Raw genomic sequence first — 26,236 nt, 5'->3', positions numbered from 1 at the left:
CGACTCCCCGCCATCTGAAACCCTCGATACCCGAATAAGTCGCCATTAACAAACTCGTCGCCTTTTTGTACGGCAATGAGTGAATGTCCAGTACGTGCGTCGCGGAAAACAATTCTCAGATATTTACGGCGAGGTGAATTGACGAGTGGCGATCCGGTATCAGGCGAAATGTCTATTTCGGTGACCCCCTCGCACGTAATTGTTACTAGCGTGTTCCCATGTATTCGTATGCCCGATGTTTGCTGGCAGGCTAGTGTCGGGGGGAAGGTTTCGGCAGAGAACCTGCTGGGTACAGCCCCGCGGGCTCGGAAATACGGCAAGGGGAACAGAATGGCCTATCGGCTGTAGCTAATCCGCGTCCACCGACGGTGTGATACAGGTGGATATGCGGCAACGAGGTCGAATAATAAGTCGGTAGCCATGCGAGGGGTCGGGTAATCATGGAGTCTGTCGATAGTCGCGCCGGAAATCAGGATCTGATTCCGCTTTCGTCCGCTCAGTACGGCATGTGGTTCGCTGACAGCGCGTACAGTGGGCCGGCCACGAATATCGCGCAGTATGTCGAGATCGTGGGACCGATCGACATCGCCCTGTTCAACCGCGCGGTGCACCTGGCGGCCGAGGAGACCGAGTCGCTCATGGTGCGGCTGGTGGAAGTGGACGGCGTCCCCTATCAGCTGGTCGACCGCGACATCACCTTCAACGAGCTGGTGCTCGATGTCGGCGCTCACCCCGATCCGATGGCCGCCGCGCTGGACTGGATGCGCCGCGACTACACCCGCCGCGTCGACGTCACCCAGCACCAGCTGGCCGTCACCCGGCTGATCCGCCTCGCCGAGGGCCGGCACCTCTGGTACGCGCGCGCCCACCACCTGGTGATCGACGGCTACGGCGCCTTCAATGTGCTCAGCCGGGTCGCCGAGCACTACAACGCGCTGCGGGAGGGCCGGGCCGCCACCCGGCTCGTCGCGGCCGCGCTGCGCGACATCGCGGAGGAGGAACAGACCTACCGGGCGGGATCGCGGTTCGACGCCGATCGCCGGTACTGGTTGGACAAGGTCGCCGGGCTGCCCGCGCCCGCCGGGCTCTCCGGGCGCGCCGCACGGCCGGGGACGATCGACCGGGTCGGCGCCCGGCAGCTCCCACCGCACCTGTGTGACCTGCTCGACCACCGGGCCGCCGCCCTCGACGCCTCGGCCGCCCAGGTGGTGGTCGCCGCCTTCGCGGCCTACTTCACCCGGATGACCGGCGCGCAGGACGTGGTGCTCTCGGTGCCGATGAGCGCACGGGTGACGATGCGGCTGCGCAATGCCGCGGCCATGCTCGCCAACATGGTGCCGATCCGCTTCGCCGTCGAGGACACCACCACCGTCGCCGGGCTGGTCGCCGCGGCCACCGGCGAGCTGGTCTCGGCGCTGCGTCATCAGCGCTACCGCTTCGAGGACCTGCGCCGGGAATCGCCCTCGATCGACAATTCCGCCACGACCTACGGACCGGTCGTGAACATCCTGTTCTTCGACTCCGAGATCCGCCTGGGTGACGCGGTCGGCCACTACCACGCGCTCACCTCCGGCGCGCTCGAGGACCTGCAGCTCAACCTCTACCGCACCGGACCGCAGGCGCCGCTGCTGATCGAACTGCACGGCAACGACAATCTCTACAGCGCGCGCGAGATCGACACGCACGCCGACACTTTCGTCGACTTCCTCGAGCAGTTCGTGCGCGCGGACGCGGACGCGCCGGTCCTGGATCTGCCGGTGGGCGCCGCGGCCCAGCCGGTCGACGCCCCCGAGGGCCTCGCGCCGACCGGAACGCTGGCGGACGCGCTGGCGCGGCAGGCGGCCTCGACACCGTCGGCCGGTGCGGTCACGGCGGGCCCGGAGACGCTGACCTACCAGGAACTCGACCGGCGATCCACCGGGCTGGCCCGGCGGCTGATCGCGCGCGGTGCCGGGCCCGGCGCGCTGGTGGCGGTCGCGCTGCCGCGCGGTGCCGAGCTGGTCGTGGCATTGCTGGCCGTCGTCAAGTCCGGCGCGGGTTTCCTCCCGCTGGATCTCACCCATCCCCGGGAACGGCTGGACTACGTTGTCGGGCAGGCGGATCCGGCGGTGCTGCTGGTCGACGCGCAGACCGCGTCGCTGCTGCCCGAGCGCCCGGACCGGACCCTCGTGCTGGAACCGGGCGAGGACCCCGGTGACGCCACCGCGCCGATCACCGACGCCGAGCGCACCGCGCCCCTGCGTCCCGACGACACCGCCTATGTCATCTTCACCTCCGGCTCCACCGGCAGGCCGAAAGGGGTGGTCGTCAGCCACCGGTCGGCGGTGACCTACCTCGCGAATTCCGCTGCCGCCCTGGACATCCGCGCCGGGGATGTGTGGACGTGGCTGCATTCGGTGGCCTTCGACTATTCGATCTGGGAGGTCTTCGGGCCGCTGACCAGCGGCGGCCGGGTCGTGGTCGTCGACGGGCCGACCGCGCGCGTCCCCGACGAGCTCGTCCGGCTGGTGGCGCGGGAAGCGGTGACCGTCTTCAGTCAGACCCCGTCGGCGTTCTACCAGTTCGCCGCAGCGGACCGCCGGTATCGGGCGGCGGGCGTGCCCGACGGTGTGCCGTCGATCCGGACGGTGGTGCTCTCGGGCGAGGGGCTCGATCCCGCGGCACTGGCGCCCTGGTACGCGGACAACCCGCTCACCCCGGTGCTCGTCAACAGCTACGGCATCACCGAGACCACGGTGTTCGTGACCCACACCGCGCTGGACCCCGCGTGCGCGGTGCCGGGTGCGCCCAGTGTGATCGGTGCGGCGCTGCCCGGCCTGCGGACCTATGTGCTGGACCGGCGGTTGCGGCCGGCGCCGGTCGGGGCGTGGGGGGAGATCTATGTCGCCGGAGCCCAGGTCGCCCGAGGCTATCTGGGGCAGCCCGCCCTGTCGGCGGGCCGGTTCGTCGCCGATCCCTGGGGGGCGCCGGGGGAGCGGATGTACCGCAGCGGTGATGTCGGCCGTCGCACCGGCGACGGTGACCTCGAATACCGGGGCCGCGCCGACCAGCAGGTGCAGCTGCGCGGCTTCCGCATCGAGCTCGACGAGGTGCGCGCCGCGCTGCTCGGCGACCCGTCGGTCGCCGCCGCGGCGGTCATCGTGCACCGCGCCGGCACCGACGCGGCCCGGCTCGTCGGCTATGTCGTGCCGGTCGACGGCGCCACCGTCGACGTGGATGCTGTTGTCGCGCAGGCGGCTACACGACTGCCGGAGTACATGGTGCCCGGCGTGGTGTCGGTGGTGGGCGAGCTGCCGTTGACGGTCAACGGCAAACTGGATCTGCGGGCGCTGCCCGCGCCGGACGAGGTGACCTCGGCGGGGTACGTCGCGCCGCGGACCGACGTCGAGGAGTGTGTCGCGCGGGCCTTCGCCGAGGTGCTGGGTGTGGAACGGGTCGGGGCGTTCGACAGCTTCTTCGACGCGGGCGGCAATTCGCTCACCGCGACCGGCGCCGTGGTGCGCGTCGCCGAGGCGACCGGGTGCGCACTGTCGGTGCGTGATCTGTTCGCCGACCCGACCGTGGCCGGGCTCGCCGAGCGTGTCGGGCGGGCGCGCCGCCGTGCTCGCCCCGCCCTGACGCCGGTGCCGCGTGCGGCGACCATGCCGCTGGCACCGGCCCAGCAGCGGATGTGGCTGATCAACCGGGCCGACCCGGCGTCGTCCGCCTACAACATCCCGCTCGTGCTGCGCATGACCGGGCGCCTCGATCCCGCGGCGCTGCGCGCGGCGCTGGCCGACGTGCTCGAACGGCACGAATCCCTGCGTACGCGCTATCCCGCGGTCGACGGTGCGGGCGTCCAGGAGATCCTCCCGCTCGCGGATGTACTGCCCGACTTCGGTTGCGAGCCGGAAGAAGTCGAGCCGGGCCTGCTCGACGAGCGGGTGCGCACCCTGACCTCCGAGGGATTCGATGTCACCGCCCGGCCGCCGCTGCGGGTGGCTGTGCTCGCCACCGGCGACCCGGACATCCACGTGCTGGTCCTGGTGCTGCACCACATCAGTTGTGACGGTGCTTCGCTGGCGCCACTGGCCGCCGATGTCGCCGCCGCGTACGCCGCGCGGACCCAGGGGCACGCGTCCGACCGGCAGCCACCGGCCGTGCAGTACGCCGATTACGCGGACTGGCACCGGCGCCTGCTCGGTGACGACACCGATCCGGAATCACTGCTCAGCGAGCAATTGACCTACTGGACAACCCATTTGGCCGGGGCCCCCGACGTGCTCGAGATCCCGGCGGACCGTCCGCGGCCCGCGCGTCGGTCGCTGCACGGCGGGGTCGTCGCCACCGAGCTCGCCGCGTCGACCTACGCCGGCGTCGAACGGCTCGCGCGCGCCGCCGATGTCACCCCCTTCATGGTCGTGCACGCGGCGCTCGCGGTCCTGCTCTCGCGCGTCTCGGGCAGCACCGACATCGTCATCGGCGCGCCACTGGCAGGCCGCGGTGACGCGGAACTGGCGCCCCTGGTCGGCATGTTCGTCAATACGGTGGCCCTGCGCACGCCGATCCGGGGCGAGGAATCGTTCACCGTCTTCCTCGAACGGGTCAAGGATGTCGACCTCGACGCGTTCAGCCACGCCGACGTGCCGTTCGACCGGGTGGTGGAGGCGCTCGACCCCCAGCGTTCGACCGCCTACGCTCCGGTCTGCCAGGTGTATCTGGCCTTCGACAACACCGAACTGGCCCGGCTGACCCTGCCCGACCTCACCGTCGACGTGCTCGATCCCGGCGCGGAACCGGCCAAGGTCGACCTCGTCGTCACCGTCGCCGCCAATGCCGAAGGCACCGGCGACATCGCCCTGCGGATCGACTACGCCACCGATCTGTTCGACGCGGCCACCGTCGAGGGCCTGGCGGCCCGCCTGGTGCGGGTGCTCGACGCCGTGGTGGCCGAGCCGTCGACACCGGTCGGTGACGTGGATCTGCTGACCGACGCGGAACGGGCGGCGTTGGCCCCGGTCCGCGGCGCCGCGGCGGTGCCCGGGGTGGCACTGGCCGAGCTGCTGGGGCGCGGGGTGACGATCTCGCCGCACGGTCCCGCGGTGGTGGCGGGCGAAACACACCTGGACTTCACCGAACTGGACGAGCTGTCCAACCGATTCGCGCGGCGTCTGCTCGACGAGGGCGCGCGGCCGGGCGAAGTGGTGGCCATGGTCCTGCCGCGGTCGGTGGACTTCGTCGTGGCGCTGTGGGCGGTCGCGAAGACCGGTGCCGCCCTGGTGCTGATCGATCCGCGCAATCCGCGCGACCGGATCTCGGCCATGCTCGCCGACAGCGGGCCGCGGGTCGTGCTGACCAGCGCCGAGGTCGAGGGCCGGGCACCCGAGGGACCGTGGTCGCTGCTGGTGGTCGCCGATCCGGTGTCGCGCAGCATCACCGAGGGCTACCCGCACACGCCGGTGACCGACAGCGACCGGGGCAGGCCCGTGCACCCCGGCGACGTGGCCTACGTGATCTACACCTCGGGCACCACAGGGGTGCCCAAGGGCGTCGAGGTGACCCACCAGGGCTTGGCGAATTTCGCCGCCGAACAACAGGACCGGTATGACGTCGACCCCACGGTGCGGGTCCTGCAGGCCGCCGGACCGGGTTTCGACGCCGTGATGCTCGAGGTCCTGCTGGCGCATCCCGGCGGCGGCGCGCTGGTGGTGTCGCCGGCGGATGTGTACGCGGGCGCCGATCTGGCGGAACTGATCCGGGCGCAGGAGGTGACGCACGCCTTCCTGACCCCCACGGTCATGGCCTCGATGTCACCGGTCGGGCTGGACTGCCTGCGCGTCCTGGTCGCGGGCGGTGAGGCGCTCACCCCCGAACTCGGCGCGGCCTGGGCGCCCGGCCGTCGGCTGCACAACGGCTACGGCCCGACCGAGACGACGATCATGGTCGCCATCAGCGACCCGGTACCCGCCGACGGTCCGATCACCATCGGCGGCCCGATTCGCGGGATCTCCGCGCAGGTTCTCGATGCCAGAATGCGGCCGGTGCCGGTCGGGACGGCCGGTGAACTCTATATCGGCGGTGTGCAATTGGCGCGCGGGTATCTCGGCCGCCCCGCGCAGACCGCGGCGAGTTTCGTCGCCGATCCGTCCGGTACGGGCACCCGGATGTACCGCACCGGCGACCTGGTGCGGTGGACACCGGAGCTGACACTGCAGTACCTGGGTCGCGCCGATCATCAGGTGAAGATCCGCGGCCAGCGCACCGAATTGGGCGAGATCGAAGCGGTCCTCGCCCAGGACCCGGCGGTGACCCACGCGGTCGTCGTCGTCCACGGGGAGACCGGGGCCGACCGGCTCGTCGGCTATCTGGTCGGTGCGGGCGTCGACGCCGAGCAGGTGCGTGCCGCCGCGCGTGACCGGCTGCCCGCGCACATGGTGCCGGATGTCTGCATGGTGCTGGACCGGTTCCCGCTGACCGCGAGCGGGAAGCTCGATCGCGCCGTACTGCCCGAACCGGTGTTCCCGGGACCTGTCGCCGACATCGCGCCGCGCACCGCCACCGAACGCGTCGTCGCCGGGGTGTATCGCGAGGTACTCGGCGCGCCGCGGATCAGCGCGCTGGACAACTTCTTCGATCTCGGCGGGAATTCGCTGACCGCGACCAAGGTCGCGGCGCGGCTGTCGGGCGTACTCGGCGTCGACATCCCGGTGCGCGCCTTGTTCGAGGCGCCGACGGTCGACGCGCTCGCCCGCGAACTGGATTCCGGAACGCCGGGGGTGACGCGCACGCCGCTGGGTCCGCAGCGGCGTCCCGACCGGATTCCCCTCTCACCGGCGCAGACCCGCATGTGGTTCCTCAACCGCTTCGACACCGCCTCCGCGGTGTACAACGTGCCCGTCGTCGTGCGGATCTCCGGGCCGCTGGATCTCGATGCCCTGCGCGCCGCGCTGGCCGACGTCGTGGCCCGGCACGAGACCTTGCGCACCCGGTACCCGGACAGCGACAGCGGGCCGTGGCAGGAGATCCTGCCCGCCGATGCCCGCGCGGCCGAACTCGCTCCGATCGACGTCGCCGCCGACGAGCTCGCGGACCGGATCGCCGAGGAGACCGCGGCCGGATTCGATGTGAGCACGGCGGTGCCGGTCCGGATCAGCCTGTGGCGCACGGGATCCGAGGACTACACGCTCGTGCTCTCGGTGCATCACATCGCCATGGACGGCTCCTCGCTCGGCCCGCTGGCCGCCGATATCGCCCGCGCGTACGGGGCTCGCGTCGAGGGCGAGGAACCCGGCTGGGCGGCGCTGCCGGTGCAGTACGCCGACTACACCCTGTGGCAACGCGACCTGCTCGGCGAGCCGGACGATCCGGCGAGCCCGACCGCCGAACAGATCCGGTACTGGCGCGCGGCGCTGGCCGACCTGCCCGAGGTCCTCGACCTGCCGACCGACCGGCCGCGACCCGCCCAGCAGTCCTTCTGCGGCGCCGCGCTGCGAGCGGTCGTGCCCGCCGACCTGCATCGTGATCTGGCCGCGCTCGCCCGTGGCCACGACGCGACGGTGTTCATGGTGATGCACGCCGCGTTCGCGGTCCTGCTGGCCCGGCTCTCCGGCACCGGGGACATCGCGGTCGGTACGCCGGTCGCCGGACGCGGTGAACCGGCACTGGACCCGCTGATCGGGATGTTCGTCAACACCCTGGTGCTGCGCGTGCACGTCGACCCGGCGGCGCCGTTCGGCGAGATCGTCGACCGGGCCAGGGAATGCGATCTCGGCGCCTTCGACAATGCCGCGATCCCGTTCGAACGGCTGGTGGAAGAACTCAATCCGCCCCGCAGCACCGCCCACGCCCCCCTGACCCAGGTCGGCTTCTCGTTCCAGAACATCGACATCCCGACCCTGAGCCTGGCCGAGCTGACGGTGGCGGCCGAACTGGTCGATCCCGGAGTGGCCAAGTACGACCTGCACCTCAATCTCGTCGACACCCTCGACGCCGACGGCAGGCCCGGTGACATCGGCGTCGAATTCGGTTACGCGACAGACCTGTTCGACGAGCCGACGGTGGCATCGATCTTCGCGCTGTTCGTGCGCGTCCTGCGCGGGATCGTCGCCGACCCCGGCCTGCCCGTGGGCGACCTGTCGCTGCTGGGGCCCGACGAACTCGCCGCGCTGGCCGCTCGCGACACCGGAACCACACTGCCCCAAGGTGATTCGACCATCGCCGAGCTGTTCGCGCACCAGGTCGCGGCGACGCCGGAACTGCCCGCCGTCATCGACGCCGAATCGGGCGAAGTGCTCACCTACCATGCATTCGCCGACGAGGTGAACGCGCTCGCACGAGTGCTCATCGGGCGCGGGGTCGGGCCGGGCAGCCTGGTCGCCGTGGCGATGCCGCGGTCAGTCGACCTGCTCCGGACGCTCTACGCCATCCACGCCGCCGGTGCGGCCTACCTGCCGCTCGACCCGGATCACCCGGTCGACCGCGTGCGGGCGGTGCTCACCGCGGCGGTGCCCGAAGCGGTGGTGGTCCGCGACGATCTCGACATCCCCGCCGGCGCACCGGTCTGGCGCCTCGCGGAGCTGACCGGGACCACCGGCTCGACCGCGCCGATCACCGATGTCGACCGGCACCGGCCACTGCACCCGGCCGACCTCGCCTACGTCATCTTCACCTCCGGCTCCACCGGTGTGCCGAAGGGCGTCGCGCTCACCCACGCGGCGGTCGCGAACCAGCTGCGCTGGCTGCGTGACCGGTACGCCATCGGCACCGACGACATCCTGCTGCTGCGCACCCCGGTCACCTTCGACCTGTCGGTGTGGGAACTGTTCGCCGCACCCACCTGCGGCGCCGCGCTGGTGGTCGCCGGGCCCGAGGACCACACCGACCCGGCGGCCGTCGCGCGGCTCATCGCCCGCCACGGCGTCACCGTCGTCGACTTCGTGCCCTCGCTGCTGGCGGCGTTCCTCGACCACGCGACCGGCGCCGAGCTAGCCACGGTCCGCCAGGTGCTGTGCATCGGCGAAGCCTTCGACGCGGTCACCGTGGACCGGTTGCGTGCCGTCGCCACCGCCCGGATCGACAATCTCTACGGGCCGACCGAAGCCGCCGTCAGCGTCACCGCCCACGCGATCGGCGAGCTCGACAGCGCCGTCGTCCCGATCGGCGTACCCGAGGCGAATGTGGTTGTCCGGGTGCTCGATTCGCGGCTGCGGCCGGTGCCCGACGGTGTCACCGGCGAGCTCTACCTCGGCGGTGTCCAGCTCGCGCGCGGCTATCACGCGCGCCCGGACCTGACCGCGGCGGCCTTCGTCGCCGACCCGTACGCCGCGGTTCCCGGCGAGCGGCTGTACCGCACCGGCGACCTCGTGCGCTGGGATCGATCCGGCGCGTTGCGCTACGTCGGCCGTCGCGACACCCAGGTCAAGATCCGCGGACTGCGCGTGGAACTGGGCGATATCGAAGCCGCCCTGCTCGCCCAGGAAGGGATCGGTGCCGCCGTCGCCCGGGTCCACACCGTGGCGGGTGAACAGGTACTGGTGGCCTACGCGGTGAGCGCCGAGCCCCTCGACACCGGCGCCCTGCGCGCCGCCCTGCTGGATCGCCTGCCCGCGTACATGGTTCCCGCGCAGGTGATCCGGATCCCGGCCGTCCCACTCACCACCAACGGCAAGATCGACTACCGGGCGCTGCCCACCCCGGACCCACGCGGTGCCGCCACGCGCTACCGGGCGCCCAGCGGTCTCGCCGAGGAGACGATCGCGACCGTCTTCGGCGAGCTCGTGCGGGCACCCTGGATCGGCGCCGACGACAACTTCTTCACCCTGGGCGGCAACTCGCTGCTGGCGACGCGGGCGCTCAGCCGCATCGGTGAGGTACTCGGCGCGACGATCCCCGTGCGCGCGGTCTTCGAGGCGCCGACGGTCGCCGAACTGGCGCGATGGATCGAACGGCAGCGCGCGAGCGGGGCGGTCACCGGCCCGGTGGCGGGTCCACGGCCCGACCGCGTTCCGCTCTCCCCGGCGCAGAGCCGGATGTGGCTGCTCAATCAGCTCGACCCCGAATCCGCCAGTTATGTGGTCCCACTGGCGATCCGGATCGACGGCACACTCGACACCGTCGGCCTGGCCGCCGCCGTCCACGATGTGATCGACCGGCACGAGATCCTGCGGACCACCTATCCCGCCGACGACGGCACACCCGCCCAGGTGGTGCTCGGCGCGGACGAGGTGGTCGCGGGCTGCGACCTGACGGTGCACCCGGTCGAAGAGATCGACCTGGAGCCGCGGCTGCGGCAGTTCTTCGGCCTCGGGTTCGACGTCGCCGTGGGCGCGCCGGTGCGGGTCGCGGTATTGCGGCTGTCCCCGTCCGCACACGTGCTGGCGCTGGCGGTGCACCACATCAACTGCGACGGCTACTCCGTCGCGCCGTTGGCCGCCGACATCGTCGAGGCCTATCGCGCACGCTGCGCGGGCACCGCGCCGGAGTGGGCGCCGCTGCCGCTGCAGTTCGCCGACTACGCGCTGTGGCAACGCGCGGCGCTGGCCGCACCCGACTCGGCCGCCGCCCTCGACCTCACCTACTGGCGGACCCAGCTCGCCGGCATCCCGGACGTGCTCGCCCTGCCCACCGACCGGCCACGTCCGCTCGAGCAGTCACACCGCGGCGCCACCGTCGAGGCCACTGTGCCCGCCGGGATCGCCACCGCCGTCGCGTCGCTGGCCCGCGGCAGCGGCGTCACCCCGTTCATGGTGGTGCACACCGCCCTGGCCGTGCTGCTCGCCCAGCTCTCCGGTGACGACGACATCACCCTCGGCGTCCCGTACGCCGGACGCGGCGACCGGGCGCTGGACCGTCTCGTCGGCATGTTCGTCAACACCCTCGTGCTGCGCACCCGGGTCCGCCCCGAACAGCGTTTCCTCGATCTGCTCGACCTCGCCCGGCGCACCGACGTCGAAGCCTTCGAGCACGCCGCCGTCCCGTTCGAGCAGCTGGTCGAGGTGCTCAATCCCGCACGCTCCACGGCACATTCGCCGCTGTTCCAGGTGATGCTCGCCTACCAGAACATGGCACAGGCGCGGCTCGAGCTACCCGGGCTCGACATCGAGCCCGTCGACGTCGGCACCGAGGCGGCGATCTGCGATCTGCTGCTGATGGTCACCGAGGACCGCGGGCCGCGCAACGAGATCACCGGCATGGCCCTGCGCCTGACCTATGCCACCGATCTGTTCGACGAGGACTCCGCTCGCCGCCTGGCCGACCGATTCGTCCGGGTGCTCGCCGCCGTCACCACCGACTCGACCATCGCGGTCGGTGACATCGACCTCGCCGACGAGCCCGCGGACGCGATCCGGCCCGACGCCTGCGACACCGCGGCGGTGACGGCGCCACGCACCCTGGTGGACGCCTTCGACGAGCAGGTCGTCCGCACGCCCGAAGCGATCGCCGTGCGGGTCCCCGGCGGTCCCGCGCTGACCTATCGCGAGTTCGACGCGCGGGTCAACCGGCTGGCCCGCCACCTCATCGCGCTCGGGGCGGGCCCGGAGACCCCGGTCGCCGTCGCCGTGCACCGCTCGATCGAGATGATCACGGCCGTCTACGCCGTGGTGAAGGCCGGTGCCGCGTTCGTGCCGCTGGACCCGGACCACCCCACCGCGCGCCTGGTCCACGTACTGCGCGTGGCCGATCCGCTCCTGGTCGTCACCACCGCGCACGACGATCGCGGCCTGCCCACCGACATCGCCCAGGTGCGCCTCGACGACCTGGATCTGAGCGCGCTGCCCGCCGGGCCGGTCACCGACGCCGAACGCCGTGCGCCGCTGCGTCCGGCCGACACCGCCTACGTGCTGTTCACCTCCGGATCCACCGGCGCGCCCAAGGGCGTCGCGCTGACCCACGCGGCGACCGTCCACCAGCTGAGCTGGGCGCAGCGCGAGTTCCCGCACGACGAGACCGATGTGGTGCTGCACAAGACACCGATCACCTTCGACATCGCCGTGTGGGAGTTGTTCTGGCCGTTGCAGACCGGGGCGCAGATCGTCGTCGCCGAGCCGGGCGGTCATCGCGACCCGGCCTACCTGGCCGGGGTGATCGCGGCCGAGCAGGTGACCGCGGTGCACTTCGTGCCGTCGATGCTCGACGTGCTGCTCGAACACCCGGGCGCGGCGCGGTTGTCGTCGGTGCGGTATCTGTTCCCGGCCGGTGAGGCGCTGGCCCGGCGGACCGCGGAACGCGCCCTGCGGGTGTTCGACACCGCCGAGGTGGTCAACTGGTACGGCCCCGCCGAAGCCGAAGTGGTGACGGCCTACCGGTGCACGGCGGATTCGCCGGTGCGCGGGGCGGTCCCGATCGGCTACCCGGTGACGGGGATGCGGGTCCACGTGCTGAACCCGCGGCTGCGGCCGGTGCCGGTCGGCGTCGTCGGTGAACTGTACGTATCCGGTCCGCAACTCGCCCGCGGCTACCACGGCCGTCCCGATCTGACCGGTTCGCGGTTCGTCGCCGACCCGTTCGGCGCACCGGGCGGGCGGCTCTACCGCACCGGCGACCTGGTCCGGCGCACGCGTGACGGCGCGCTGGAATACCACGGCCGCAGCGATTTCCAGGTGAAGTTCCACGGCCAGCGGGTGGAGCCCGGTGACATCGAGGCGGCGCTGCGCTCGATCGACGCGGTGGCGCGGGCGGTCGCGGTCGTCACCCCGGACCGCATCACCGCCTTCGTCACCCCCGCCCCGGGCCTGACGCTCGACGGCGGCGCGGTCCGCAAGCAGCTGACCCGGCTGCTCCCCGCGTACCTGGTACCCGCCATGGTGCGTGTCGTCGACACCCTGCCACTGACCCCGAGCGGCAAGCTGGACCGGGCCGCGCTCGCGCGCCCGGCGCTCGACGACACCGAGGAGTCCCCGGACGGCCGGACCGACCGGGCCGCGCTGCGGGCGAAGATGATCGCGGAATACGTCGCCCGCACCGACCGGGAGGTGGTGCTGGCCACTATCGTCGCCGAGATCGTCGGCACCGACCACGTGAGCGTCGCGGCCGACCTGTTCGACATCGGCATCAACTCGCTGTCGGCCGCCCAGGTCGCGGCCCGCGCGGAGGCGGCCCTGCGGGTGCGCGTGCGGGTGCGCGACATCTTCGAGGCCCCGAGCATCGCCGATCTGGCCGAACGTATCGCGTTGCGGGACCGCTACTCCGGTGTCCCGCTCGTCCGCCACGGTGATCGCGACGAGGTGCCCCTGGCTGCCGCGCAGCGGCGGATCTGGATCCTCAACCAGCTCGATCCCGGCTCGGGCGCCTACAACATCTGCTTCGCGGCCCGGCTGACCGGCCCGCTCGACGTGCGGGCACTGCGCGCGGCGATGGCCGACGTGGTGACCCGCCACGAACCGCTGCGCACGATCTACCCCGATGTGCGGGGCACCCCGCATCAGCTCGTGCGCGACACCGCGGTGGGCCTGCCCGAGCTGGAACCGGTCGAGATCACCGACCCGGCCCGGCTGGCCGAGGAACTGCGCGCCGCGGTGGAGTCGGGCTTCGACGTCGCCCGGACCGCGCCGGTACGCGCCGGTCTGTATCGCACCGGCCGTGACGAGCACGTGCTCGTGGTGGTGGTACACCACATCGCCGCGGACGGCGCGTCGATGGCACCGCTGGCCCGGGATGTCTTCGCCGCCTACCGCTCCCGCCGTTTCGGTGGCGAGCCCGACTGGCCCGCGCTGCCGGTCGACTACGCCGACTACGCGCGGTGGCAGCAGGAGACACTCGGTGCCGAGGACGATCCGGCCTCCACCGCGGCCCGCCAGATCGCCTACTGGCGAGAGGTCCTGGCCGACGCGCCGGAACTGCTCGAACTGCCGACCGACCGGCCGCGCCCCGCGGTCTCGTCCATGACCGGTGGCCGGGTGACGTTCACCGTCGAACCCGGTCTGCACGAGGCGATCGCCGAGCTCGCGCTGCGCGAGGGTGTCACCGTGTTCATGGTCGTGCACGCCGCGCTCGCGATCCTGCTCGGTCGCACCGCGCACAGCACCGATGTGTCGATCGGCACCCCGGTCGGCGGGCGCGGCAGGCCCGAACTAGACGATCTGGTCGGCATGTTCGTCAACACCGTCGTGCTGCGCACGCGGATCGACGAGGACCTGTCCGCGGGCGAGTTCCTCGGCATGCTGCGCGATATCGATCTCGACGCGCTCGCCAACGCGGACGTGCCCTTCGACCGGCTGGCCGAGCTGCTCGACCGGTCCCGATCCACCGCGTATTCGCCGCTGTACCAGGTGATGCTCGGCTTCCGCAATGCCGAGACCACCGCGTTCGAACTCGACGACATCAGCGTCGAGGTGCTCGACCCCGGCGTGGCGCAGGCCAAGACCGATCTGACGGTGCTGATGAACGAACTGGGCGCCGGTGCCGGGATGAGCGGCGAGATCGTCTACGCGACAGATCTTTTCACCGAGTCGACCGCGACACGATTCGCCGGGCGCCTGGTGCGGGTACTCGCGGCGATCACCGCGCGACCGGAGGCCGGGATCGGGGCCATCGATCTGCTGAGCGAGGAGGAGTCCGCGCAGCTGCTTCCCGCCGGGCAGCCTGCCGCCGTCGCGGCGCGGACACTGCCCGCGCTGCTCGCGATCGCCGCCGTCGACCCGGCCGCGACGGCGCTGGCCGGGTCGACGGAGACCGTCAGCTACGGTGAACTCGACGCCCGTTCCGACCGCCTCGCGGCCTGTCTGACCGCCGCCGGAGCGCGCACCGGAACCTTTGTCGCGCTGGCACTTCCGCGCTCGGTGGACTACCACGTGGCGCTGTGGGCGGTCGCCAAGACCGGTGCCGCCTTCGTCCCGATGGATCTGCGCTATCCGGCCGACCGCCTGGCCCACATGGCCGAGGACTCCGGCGCCCGGCTCGGCCTGACGCTGCGTTCGGCACTCGAGGGCGGCACCGCGCTGCCCGCCTCGGTGGACTGGGTGTGCGTCGACGATCCCGAGGTGATCGCCCGTTCGGCGGCCGCGCTCCGCGACGGCATCACGGTGCCCGCCCGGCCGGTCCGGCTCGCCGACGCGGCGTATCTGATCTACACCTCTGGCTCCACCGGCCTGCCGAAGGGCGTGGTCGTCACGCACGAGGGCCTGGCCGGGCTGGCGGCCGAGCAGGACGAGCACTACCGGATGGACCGCACGTCACGGGTGCTGCAGGTCGCCTCGCCCGCGTTCGACGCGGTGCTCATGGAATCGCTGATGGCCTACACCGCGCACGCCACCCTGGTGATCTCGCCCGCCGACGTGTTCGGTGGGCCGGAACTGGCCGAACTGATCCGCGCCCAACGTGTCTCGCACGCCTTCCTGACACCGAGCGTGCTGGCCACCATGTCACCGGCGGGCCTGGATTCGCTGTGCATGCTGACGGTGGGCGGTGAGGCGGTGCCCGCCGAACTGATCGCCACCTGGGCGCCGGGCCGCCGCTTCCACAACGTGTACGGCCCGACCGAGACGACGGTGGCGGTGTGCGTCAGCCCGGAGCTGGCGCCCGGCGACCCGATCACCATCGGGTCACCCATGCGGGGCGTGCGGGCGGTGGTGCTGGACCGGCGGCTGCGGCCGGTCCCGATCGGTGTGGCGGGCGAACTGTATCTGGCCGGGACCTCACTGGCCCGGGGCTACCTGAACCGGGCGGGCGTCACGGCGACGGCCTTCGTCGCCGACCCGTTCGGCACGGCCGGTACCCGCATGTACCGCACCGGTGACCTGGTGCGCTGGACGGGCGAGCACACCCTGGAATACCTCGGCCGCGCCGACTTCCAGGTCAAGATCCGCGGACAGCGCGTCGAACTCGGCGAGATCGACGCCGCGCTGATCGCCTGCCCCGATGTCGCCGCCGCGGTCACGGTGAGCAGGCGCGGCGCCGCCGGGCAGCCGACGCTGGCCGCCTATGTGGTGGCCGCGGACGGCACGACGCTCGACGTGCCCACGATCCGCGACCGGATCGCCGCGGCGCTGCCGGAGCACATGGTGCCCGCCACCATCACCGTGCTCGACGAGATGCCGATGTCGGCGACCGGCAAGATCGACCGGCGCGCCCTGCCCGAGCCGGTCGCCGAGCCGTCGGGTACGGCGACGGCTCCCGCCACCGACCTGGAGGCGACCGTCGCGGCGATCTTCGCCGAGGTCCTCGGGCTCGCGACGGTCGGCACCGAGGAATCGTTCTTCGCGCTCGGCGGCGACTCGATCATGTCGATCCAGCTCGCCGCCCGGCTGAAGTCCGCCGGGGTGGTCGTCACCGCCAGGGACATCTTCGAGCACCGGACGGTCCGCGGCCTCGCGACCGTCGCCGAGACCGCCGGACGCGCGACGCTGGCCGAACTCGCCGGTGGCGGTGTCGGTCCGGTGGCGCTCACACCGATCGTGTCGTGGTTCCTCGGCAGGCCGGGGGGCGCGCGGTTCGCGCAGTCGCTGCTGGTCGAACTGCCCGGTGACGCACGCCGCGACGACGTGGTGGCGACCGTGCGGGCCGTGCTGGACCGGCACGACATGTTGCGCGCCCGGCTGACCACCGACCACCTGGAAGTCCTGCCGCAGGGCGCGATCGACGCGGACGACGTGGTGTCGGTGCGGACTCTCGAGGCAGACAGTGTGCCGGGCAGCGCGGGATTCGCAACGGAGGTCGAGGCGGCCCTGGCCGCGGCCTCGGCGCGGTTGAACCCCGCCGCAGGGGTCCTGGTGCAGGTGGTGTGCCTGCTGCCCGGGTCCGGAGTCCGAGCCCCCGGACGGGCACTGGTCGTCATCCACCATCTCGCCGTCGACGGGGTGTCGTGGCGAATCCTGATCCCGGACTTCGTCACCGCCTGGCAGCAGATCACCGAGGGCCGCCCGGTCGAGCTGCCGGAGGTGGGAACCTCGATGCGACGGTGGGCCGAGGCCCTGACAACGTCGGCGGGCGAGCGGGCCGGGGAACTCGGCCTCTGGCAGGAGATGGGCGCGCGGCCCGAACCGCTGCTGGGGCGGGCGATCTTCGACCCGGCCGTGGACGTGCACGCGACGGTCGCGCAGACGACACTCACCCTCCCCGTCCCCCTGACCGCCGCGCTGCTCGGCGCCGTCCCCCGCGCCGCCCGCGCCACCACCGACGACGCGCTGCTCGCCGGACTCGCACTCGCACTGGGCCGTTGGCGTCGCCGCCGCGGTATCGAGCACGCGGGGGCACGCATTCTGCTGGAGAGCCACGGCCGGGAGGAACAGCTCGCTCCCGGTGCCGATCTGTCGCGCACGGTCGGCTGGTTCACCAGCGCGTACCCGGTCGATCTCGCCGTGGACGACACCGATCCGCGCGCGGCCGTGAAGGCCGTCAAACAGCGATTACGCGCCATCCCCGACAAGGGCATCGGCTACGGCATGCTGCGCCACCTGCATGCCGAGACGGCCGACGTGCTGGCGGCCCTGCCCGAACCGCAGATCAGTTTCAACAACCTCGGCCGGGCAGGCGTCGATCTCGCGGCCCTGTCCGGCGTCGCCTGGATTCCCGCGCCTGAAGACTTCGACCGGCACGCGGCCTTCGACCCCGACATGCCCGCCGCCGCCCCGCTGACGATCGACACGACTATCGCCGACACCCCGGACGGCCCGGTGCTCTCGGCGCGGATCGGCTACGCGACAAGACTTCTCGACCGTGACGAGGTCGAGGATCTGCTCGGGGAATGGCTCGGCGCGCTCAGCGATATCGCCGATACCGCCGCACGGGACAGCGCGTGGGGGCTCACCCCGTCCGATGTCGCCCTGGTGGCACTCACCCAGGACGACCTGGACGACCTCACCGCCCGGTACGGGCCGCTCGACGCGGTCTGGTCGCAGGCCCCGTTGCAGAGCGGGCTGCTGTTCCACGCCGAGCTGGCCGCGGGCGCGCTGGACGTGTACACCGCCCAATCCACCATGACGCTCACCGGCGCGCTCGACGAGACCCGGCTGCGGCGCTCCGCCCACGCCCTGCTCCAGCGGCATCCGAATCTGCGGGCCGCGTTCACCCGCACGGCGAACGGGACCGCGGTACAGGTGATCCCGGCCGAGGCAGTACCGCACTGGCGTGCCGTCGACGCCTCCGCCGCGGCGCTGCCGGAGATCCTCGCGGCCGAGCGGGCCGCGGCGTTCGACCCCGCCGACCCGCCGCTGGTGCGGTTCGTGCTGGTCACGGTGTCGCCCACCGAGTTCCGGCTGATCCTCACCGCACACCACCTGCTGCTCGACGGCTGGTCGCTCCCGCTGCTGCTGCGCGATCTGGTCGGGCTGTACGCGGTCGGCGCCCAGACGGCGCTGCTGCCCGGCGCGCCGTCCTACGGCGAGTACCTGCACTGGCTCGCGCGGCAGGACACCGCGGCGGGCGTGGCGGTGTGGCGCGACGCGCTGAGCGGGTTCACCGAACCCGCGCTGATCGCCGGGACCGGCGGCGAGGCGACCGTCGACATCCCGGTGGACCTGAATCTCGACCTCGACACCGACACCGACCGCGCGCTGACCGGCTTCGCCAGGGCCCACGGGGTCACCCTGGCGACCATCGTCCAATTCGCCTGGGCGACAGTGCTGGCCAACCAGCTCGGCCGCGACCGCGTCGTGTTCGGTGAGACCGTCTCCGGACGCCCGGCCGCCCTGCCCGGTGTCGAATCGATGATCGGCCTGTTCGTCAACACCGTGCCCGTCCCCGTGCACGTGCGCCCGGACCGCACCTTCGTCCAGGCCCTGGAACGGTTGCAGGCGGACAAGACCCGGCTGCTCGACCACCACCACATCGCCCTGTCCGACATCACGGCCGCCGTCGGCGGGGGCGGACTGTTCGACACCCTGGTGGCGTTCGAGTCCTACCCGGTCGACAGCAGCGGGCTCGGCGACGCCGATATCGACGGGGTGCGGGTCATCGCTGTCGAGGGCACCGATGCCGCGCACTATCCGATCACCGTGCAGGCCCACCACACCGACACCCTGCACATCCGCGTGCGCTACCAGCGATCCCGGGTCGACGCGGACACCGCCGCCGGTTTCGCCGACCGGATACACCGGGTCCTGCGCGCGCTCGCGACCGATCCGGACACCCCGGTCGGCGAGGTCGACCTGCTGACCACGGCGCAACGCACGGCGCTGGTGCCCGCCAGGGGCGCCACCGGCGTGCGGCCCGAGCCGCTGACCGACCTGCTCCGGCGCGGACTGACCCACGACCCCGGCGCGGTGGCGGTGGTGTGCGGCGCCGAACAGCTCACCTACGCCGAACTCGACGCCGAGGCACACCGGCTGGCCGCCCGGCTGACCGCGCACGGCGTCCGGCGCGGGCACACCGTCGGTGTGGTCGTGCCGCGCTCGGTCGCCCTGATCACCACGATCTGGGCGGTGGCCGAGCTCGGCGCGGCCTGCGCGCTGCTCGACCCCCGCAACCCGGCCGAACGCCTGTCCCTGATGCTGACCGACTGCGCGGCGCGGGTGGTGGTCACCGTGACGGCCACGAGCGACGGTGTGCCCGAAGGGGACTGGAGCCGCCTCGTCGTCGACGAACCCGCCGCCGAGGTGCCGGTGGGCGACCACGCCGTGGCGGTGCGGGCCGCCGACACGGCCTATGTCATCTACACCTCCGGCACCACCGGCACACCGAAGGGTGTCGCCGTGACCGGGTCCGGGCTCGCGAATTTCGCCGCCGAACAGCGGGAGCGCTATCACGTCTCCCCGGACAGCCGGGTATTGCAGTGCGCCGCACCGGGTTTCGACGCGGTCATGCTCGAGGTGCTGATGGCGCACCCACACGGCGCGGCACTGGTGGTGTCACCGCCCGACGTCTTCGCCGGCGAAGAGCTCGCCGCGGTGATTCGCGAACACGCCGTCACCCACGCCTTCCTGACCCCGACCGTGCTGGCCACCATGTCGCCCGGGGGCCTGGACTGCCTGCGGGTGCTCGTCGCGGGCGGCGAAGCGGTACCGGCCGAACTCGCCGCCGTGTGGGCGCCCGGCCGGGAACTGTTCAACGGCTACGGGCCCACCGAGACGACGATCATGGTCGCCATCAGCGATCCGCTGCGCGCGGGGGAGACCGTCACCCTGGGCGGCCCGATCCGCGGCACCACGGCGGTGGTGCTGGACGCCCGGTTGCGTCCGGTGCCGGTCGGTGTGACCGGCGAACTGTATGTCGGCGGGGTCCAGTTGGCCCGCGGTTACGCCGGGCGTGCGGGCGCCACCGCGGCGAGCTTCGTCGCGAACCCGTACGAGCCGGGGGAGCGGATGTATCGTACCGGCGACCGGGTCCGCTGGACCGCCGAGTATCGCATCGAATACGTCGGCCGCGCCGACCATCAGGTCAAGATCCGCGGCCAGCGCATCGAACTCGGTGAGATCGAAACGATCCTCGCGGACCACCCGGAGGTCACCCACGCGGTCGCGCTGGTGCGTGCCGACGGCCAGGGAATCGAGCGCCTGGTCGCCTACCTGACCGGTGGCGCCGTCGACCCCGAGCAGGTCCGGGCCTGGGCCAGGGGCAGGCTGCCCGCCCCGATGGTGCCCGAGCGATGCGTGGTGCTGCAACGACTTCCGCTGACCACGACCGGCAAACTCGATCGCGCGGCGCTGCCCATGCCGGTCTTCACCCCGGGCGCCGGCTATCTCGCGCCCACCACCGAGACCGAACAGGTGGTCGCCGAGGTCTGCGCCGAGGTCCTCGGCCTGGACCGGGCCGGAATGCGGGCCGACTTCTTCGACCTGGGCGGGAACTCCCTGACCGCGACCCGGATGACCGCGCGGCTCGGTTCCGCACTGGGCGTGCGGGTCTCGGTCCGTGACCTGTTCGAATTCCCGGTGCTGGCCGACCTCGCCGCGCATCTGTCCGGCCGTGACCTGGTCGGACGTCCGGCGCTGACCCGGCGTGCCGGTGACGAACCGGTCCCGCTGTCGCCCGCGCAGCTGCGGATGTGGTTCCTCAACCAGTTCGACGCCTCGGTCGGTGCCTACAACGTACCGCTGGTGATCCGGCTGACCGGCGAGCTCGACCTGTCGGCCCTGCGCGCCGCCTGCGCGCTGGTCATCGGCAGGCACGAGTCGCTGCGCACCACCTTCCCTGTGGTCGACGGCATTCCGCGTCAGGTCGTCGTCGACGCCGACGAGGTGGTGCCCGCGCTGCGGCCGGTCGTGATCGAGGAATCGGTGCTGCCCAAGGCGGTCGGCACCGTGGTGTCGGCCAGCTTCCGGGTGACCGAGGCGCCGCCGGTGCGTGCCGAGTTGTTCGAAGTGGGCCCCGACGATCACGTGCTGGTCATCGCGGTGCACCACATCTGCGCGGACGGCCTGTCGATGATCCCGCTGGCCCGCGACGTCGCCGCCGCCTATCACGCCGCCACCACCGCGACCGAGCCCGCCTGGCCCGCGCTGCCGGTCCAGTACCCCGACTACGCGCTGTGGCAGCACGAAGTACTCGGCGAGGACAGCGACCCCGACTCGCTGCTGTCGCGCCAGCTGACCTACTGGCGCGAGACACTGGCCGGGCTGCCGGAACTGCTCGAACTGCCCACCGACCGGCCGCGTCCGGCGGTGGCCTCGATGCGCGGGCAGGCCTTCGATTTCGCGATCGGCGCGCCCCTGCAGGAACGGATCGGCGAGGTGGCCCGCGCGGCGGGCGCCACACCGTTCATGGTCGCCCACGCGGCCCTGACCGTGCTGCTGTCGCGACTGGCCGGTACCGGTGACGTCGCCGTCGGCACGCCGATGTCCGGACGCGGCGAACGCGAACTCGACGACCTGATCGGCATGTTCGTCAACACCGTCGTCCTGCGCACGGCGGTACGGCAGGCCGACCCGTTCGACACGCTGCTGGCGACCGTGCGGGCGGCGGATCTGGCCGCCATGGCCCACGCGGATGTCCCGTTCGAGCAGATCGTGGAGGCGATCAACCCGCCGAGATCCACCGCGCACCTGCCGCTCTACCAGGTGACCATCGACTACCAGAACCTCGACGAGGCCGTACTCGCCCTGCCCGGGATCGTGGTGGAGCCGGTCGAGAACTATTTCGAACAGGCCCAGTCGGATCTGAATGTGAAGCTGGTCGAACGCTACGACCCCGACGGCAGGCCACTGGGCATCGTGGGCCGGCTGACCTACGCCACCGACCTGTTCACCGAGGAGTCGATGGAGCGCTTCGCGCGCTGGTACGTCCGGATCCTGGAGGCGGTCACCGCCGATCCAGGGACCGTGGTGGGCGACATCGAGTTCCTGGAACCACGACAGCGGCGCGAATTGCTCGATGCCGCAGGCGAACCCGGCGCGCAGGTCCCCGCGGCGACCATCGGCGAACTGTTCGCGCACCGGGCCGCACTCGCGCCCGACGCCGTCGCGGTGACCGACGGCGCGACGAGCCTGACCTATCGGGAACTCGACGAGCGCGCCCGCGCCGTGGCCGCCCGGCTCGTCGCCGGCGGGGCAGGACCGGAAACACTGGTGGCCGTGGCGCTGCCGCGCACCGCGGATCTGGTGGTCGGCCTGCTCGGTGTGGTGATGTCGGGTGCGGGTTATCTCCCGCTGGACGTGGCCTATCCGGCGGAGCGGCTGCGGTTCGTCCTCGACGACGCCGATCCGGTCGCCCTGCTGACCTGGTCCGGCGTGCCTGCCGGGTTCCCGGAGTTCGACGGTCCCGTCGTCCATCTCGACGCGGCGGCCCCCGTCGCGGACACACCTGCGCCCCGCGTGCCCCGGCCGGAGAACCTGGCCTACATGATCTACACCTCGGGCTCGACCGGGCGCCCGAAGGGGGTCGCCGTCACCCACCGTGACGTGGTCACCCTGCTCACCAATGCGAACGAGAAGTTCGCTGTCGGCCCCGACGACGTGTGGACGCTGTTCCACTCCTACGCCTTCGACTTCGCGGTCTGGGAGATGTGGGGCGCGCTGCTGTCCGGCGGCCGGGTGGTGGTCGTCGACTACGAGACCTCCAGGACACCGGACGCTTTCGTGGAGGTGGTGGCGCGCGAGCGGGTCACCGTGCTGAGCCAGACACCCTCGGCCTTCTACGGATTCGCCGAGGCCGAGCAGCGGTACCGGGAAGCGGGCGGCGGCGACCTGGCATTGCGCTACGTCGTCTTCGGTGGTGAGGCGCTCGATGTGAACCGGCTCAGCGGGTGGTTCGGCGCGCATCCGAGCGGATCGCCCCGGCTGGTGAACATGTACGGCATCACCGAGACGACCGTCCATGTCGGCTTCGCCGAGGTCGAGGGCGAGCGGGCCGGTGGGATCGGGACCGCGCTGCCGGGGATGACGGTCCACGTCCTCGACGAGCGGCTGCGGCCCGTCCCGGTCGGTGTCGCCGGCGAGCTGTACATCGGCGGTGAGCAGCTGACCCGCGGCTATCGTGGCGCCGCCGCGCTGACGGCGGGCCGGTTCGTGGCCGCCCCGTTCGGTGCGCCGGGCACCAGGATGTACCGCGCGGGCGACCTCGGCCGGTGGCGTCGCGGGCCCGGCGGGCTCGAGCTCGAGTACCTGGGCCGGGCCGACGCCCAGATCCAATTGCGGGGATTCCGTATCGAATTGGGTGAGGTGGAGTCGGCGCTGCTGCGTCATCCCGACGTGGCGCAGGCGGCGGCCGCGGTACACCGCCACGCCAGGGAGGTCGACCAGCTGATCGGCTATGTGGTCCCCGTGGCGGGCCGGACCGTGGATCCGGCGCAGATCCGGCAGTCCGTGACCGAGGTGCTCACCGGCTACATGGTTCCCGCCGCCGTCGTGGTGCTGCCCGCGCTGCCGGTGACCGTCAACGGCAAACTCGATCGAAAAGCCCTGCCCGCACCCGTCTTCGACGACGACACCGTCGAGCCGGAGACACCGCGGACCCATTCCGAGGCGGTCGTCGCCGCGGTCTTCGCGGAGGTCCTGGCGGTGCCGCGGGTCGGCGCCACCGACGGATTCTTCGACCTGGGCGGCAACTCGCTGCTGGCCACGATGGCGGTGACGGAACTGTGCGCCCGCGGCGTCGCCGTCGAACTGCCGTGGATGTTCGACGACGCCACACCCCGCGCGCTGGCCCGCCGCGCCGACGAGGCCGACGGTTCCTCGGGCATGCAGGTCCTGCTGCCGCTGCGTCCCGCCGGGTCGGCCGCGCCGCTGTTCACGATCCATCCGGCGGGCGGGCTGGCCTGGTTCTACGGCGGGCTGGCCGGGCAGTTGCGTGACGACCGGCCGGTGTACGGATTGCAGGACCCGCACGTCGTCGCGGCCGAACCCGTCGCCACCTCGATCGAGGAACTGGCGCGGCGCTACGCCGAGGAGATCCGCCGCGCCCAGCCCGACGGGCCCTATCACCTGCTCGGCTGGTCGCTGGGTGGTGCGATCGCGCACGCGGTGGCGGTGCGGTTGCAGGAACAGGGCGCGCACGTGGCGCTGCTGGCCATGATGGACAGCGCCGCGGGCACCCCACCCATCAGCGCACCGAACGCCGTCTCCGCACCCGGTGAGCTGATGGCCGATCTGCTCGGTGGCTGGCGTGAACTGTTCGATCTCGGCGACGCGGTCACCGCGAGCACACCGGAGCAGGCCTGGCAGGTCGTGCGCGAACAGATCACCGGGACCGGCCTGTTCACCGCCGAACAGGTCGACCGCGTGATGCGCAGTTTCGACACGGCGGGCACCCTCGCCGAAACCTACCGTCCCCGTGTCTTCGACGGTGACCTGGTGTTCTTCACCGCGGGCAAGGATCGCCCCGACCCGGCGGCCATCGCCGGTACGTGGCAACCGCACATCACCGGAACCCTGCACAACACCGTCGTCGACGCACGGCACCTCGAGTTGACGCACCCGTCCGCACTGGCCGTCATCGGCCCCCTCCTCGAAGGATTCATGTCCTCATGACCACTGCGCAGAACCTCCGCCTCGACGACGGCCGCACCGTGAGCTGCACCAGCCCGGCCGAAGCCCGCATGCTCTGGAACGAGATGGTGGCCGACGGCTTCTACCGGCAGGCCGCGGCCACCCTGCGGCCCGGTGACCTCGTCGTCGACATCGGCGCCAATATCGGGCTGAGCGCGATGATGTTCGCCGACACCGATTCCGCGATTCGGGTGATCGCGGCCGAGCCCGCCCCCGCGACCTACGACTGCCTGCGCCGCAACATGGCCGCCCACGTGCCCGACGGCGTCGCCCTCGAGGTCGCGGTCGGCGCCGCGCCCGGCGTGCTGCCGTTCACCTGGTACCCCCGGGCCACGGCGAACTCGAGCCTGTACGCCGATCGCGCCGCCGACGACGAGGCGACCGCGATCTTCCTGCGCAACAGCGGCCTGCCCGACGACGCGATCTCGCTGATCACCCGCGGCCTGCACGACGGCGAACAGATCGATGTCGAGGTCACCACGGTGTCGGCGATCCTGGCCGCCCACGACACCACCGCCGAGATCGGCGTGCTCAAGATCGATGTCGAGCGCGCCGAATTCGATGTGCTGCTCGGCATCACCGAAGCGGACTGGTCCCGGATCAGAGCGGTCGTGGCCGAGGTCCACGACTACCACGGGCGCCTCGGCGAGTTCTGCAAGGTCCTCGACGCGCACGGGCTCAGCCCGCGAACCCGCCAGGACCCGTCCCTGGCGGGCACCGAACTGCACGAGGTCTACGCCGTGCGCGCCTAGTCCCCGGACCACTCGCTCGCGGACGCCGCCACCGCCGCGGCGGCGTCCGCGGCCCGGCGCGCGTCCGCCGCGGTGACCGGTTCGTGGGTGACGAACAGCCGATGGAACACCGGGGCCAGGGCGAAGCGGACGATCTCGACCGGATCGGGGACCGGCGCGATCTCGCCCCGGGCGACGGCCCGCTCGACGAGGACCGCCGCCTCCCGGTGCCGGGCCGCGTAGAAGGAGCGCAGCGCGGCCGCCGCCTCCGGATGCTGCATGCCCGCCGCGACGAAAGCACCGGCCACACTGCCGGATTCGGGATCGGTGAACCCGGTGCGCAGCAACTCGGTGAGCGCGCGCAGATCCCCGGTCAGGCTGCCGGTGTCGGGGATCGACCAGGGTTGCTCGCCTGCCCGGTCGAGCGCGTCGGCCACCAGCCCTTCGGGCCCACGCCAACGGCGGTACACCGTGGTCTTGTGCACCCCGGCGCGCCGGGCGACGGCCTCCACCGTCAGCCCGGCGTAACCGTGTTCGGCGAGTTCCTCGGCGGTCGCGTCGAGCACGGCCTCCCTGACCCGGGCGCTACGGCCACCCGGCCGACGTTTCGTTTCCAAAAACAACTCCTGTTGCGTTAGTAAGTGGTCCTTGCTACGTTAAAGCTACACAAGT

General features: G+C 71.9%; 3 protein-coding genes. 2 read left to right on the top strand and 1 reads right to left on the bottom strand.

Going from position 1 to position 26,236, the window contains the following annotated elements:
• The first annotated feature begins 440 nt into the window (after positions 1–440).
• Positions 441–24,815 carry a non-ribosomal peptide synthase/polyketide synthase gene (locus tag ACWEMY_RS02340; RefSeq protein WP_452388537.1) on the top strand — a complete coding sequence of 8,125 codons (24,375 nt, stop codon included), beginning with the start codon at positions 441–443 and terminating at the stop codon, positions 24,813–24,815.
• The gene (locus tag ACWEMY_RS02335) at positions 24,812–25,585 is read left to right on the top strand and encodes an FkbM family methyltransferase (protein WP_452388536.1); all 774 of its coding nucleotides are present in this window, start codon (positions 24,812–24,814) and stop codon (positions 25,583–25,585) included. Before ACWEMY_RS02340 ends, ACWEMY_RS02335 begins: the two co-directional genes overlap by 4 nt.
• Here ACWEMY_RS02335 and ACWEMY_RS02330 read toward each other — a convergent pair.
• Entirely contained in the window at positions 25,582–26,181 is a 600-nt protein-coding gene (locus ACWEMY_RS02330) for a TetR/AcrR family transcriptional regulator (protein WP_452388535.1), read from the bottom strand. The genes ACWEMY_RS02335 and ACWEMY_RS02330 overlap by 4 nt on opposite strands.
• Positions 26,182–26,236: the final 55 nt, after the last annotated feature.

This window comes from Nocardia sp. NPDC004415, assembly GCF_053602435.1.
The sequence above is the reverse complement of the archived record's forward strand: the minus strand, read 5'-3'. Positions and strand labels throughout refer to the sequence as shown.